The sequence below is a fragment of the Xanthobacter autotrophicus genome, assembly GCF_030015065.1.
GTDB classification, from domain to species: Bacteria; Pseudomonadota; Alphaproteobacteria; order Rhizobiales; family Xanthobacteraceae; genus Xanthobacter; species Xanthobacter autotrophicus_D.
This window is the reverse complement of the sequence record NZ_JAIVFN010000269.1, coordinates 1-1,174: the sequence shown is the minus strand read 5'-3', so window position 1 is coordinate 1,174 and position 1,174 is coordinate 1. Positions and strand designations below refer to the sequence as shown.

The window sequence follows — 1,174 nt, the reverse complement described above, 5'->3', positions numbered from 1 at the left end:
TATAAGAGACAGTCCCTTGGCTTGCGCCGCCCCGACCACCCGCCCCGCCACGGCGGCGAGGGACCGGCGAACGGCCATATGCGACATTCTGCCACGCCACCTTGGCGGTCGCACGCCATCGCTTACCTTACCGGAACCGATCCGGGCCCCTCTGGCGCAGCCTCCTGCGCGATGTCGGATCTCCGCGTGCTCAGCACTCACCGGGAGCCCTGGCCCATCATGATCGCGTCCATGACTACGCCCGCCCAGACATGACGACACTGCGCCCAATCCCTCGGCGCCGCGCCTTGTTCCTGGTCAATCCCGGGGCCCGCCAGGGCACCGCGTCGCTCCATGCGGTGCGCGAGCTGCTGGCGCGGGATCTGGAGCTCATCGACGTGCGATGGCCCGGCGCCGGCTCCGTCTCCGACATGATCCGCGCCCGCGCCGGAGAAGCCGAGCTCGTCATCATCGGCGGCGGCGACGGCACGCTGAACGCGGCCGCCTCCGGCCTGTTCGACACCCAGCTGCCCCTCGGCGTGCTGCCGCTGGGCACCGCCAACGATTTCGCCCGCACCCTCGCCATTCCCACCGACCTCGCGGCGGCGGCCGGCGTCATCGGGTCGGGCACGCCCCGGCCCATCGACCTCGGCGAAGTGAACGGCCATCCCTTCCTCAATGTCGCGAGCATCGGCTTTTCCGCCGATCTCGCCCGCGAGCTGACCCAGGACGCCAAGCGGCGTTTCGGCGTCCTCGGCTACGCCATCGTGGCCGCGCGCCTGCTGATCCAGTCGCGCCTGTTCACCGCCTTCATCGAGCATGACGGCACCGTGGAAACGGTGCGAACCCTGCAGGTCTCCGTGGGCAACGGCCGGCACTATGGCGGCGGCATGACCGTGGAAGCCACCGCCACCGCCGATGACGGCAAGCTCGATTTCTACAGCCTGGAAGTGGATCACTGGTGGCGCCTGCTGGCCCTTCTGCCCTCGCTCCGGCGCGGCACCCAGGGCGCCTGGGATGACGTGCGGACCTTCCGCACCACCGAGGTGGTGGTGCGGACCAGCCGGCCCCGCCCGGTCAATACCGACGGCGAGCTCGTCACCTACACTCCGGCGCATTTCCGCATCCGGCCGTCGGCCATCCGGGTCTACGCCCCGCAGGTGCCCGCCGCCCCGGGCCTCCCGGTCCTTGCCCT

At 70.6% G+C, this 1,174-nt stretch carries 1 protein-coding gene; it reads left to right on the top strand.

Features of this window, described 5'->3' with window-relative positions:
- Positions 1-251 precede the first annotated feature (251 nt).
- Positions 252-1,174: lipid kinase (locus tag K9U40_RS23020; RefSeq protein ID WP_282892406.1), on the top strand; the 923-nt coding region annotated here is incomplete at its 3' end.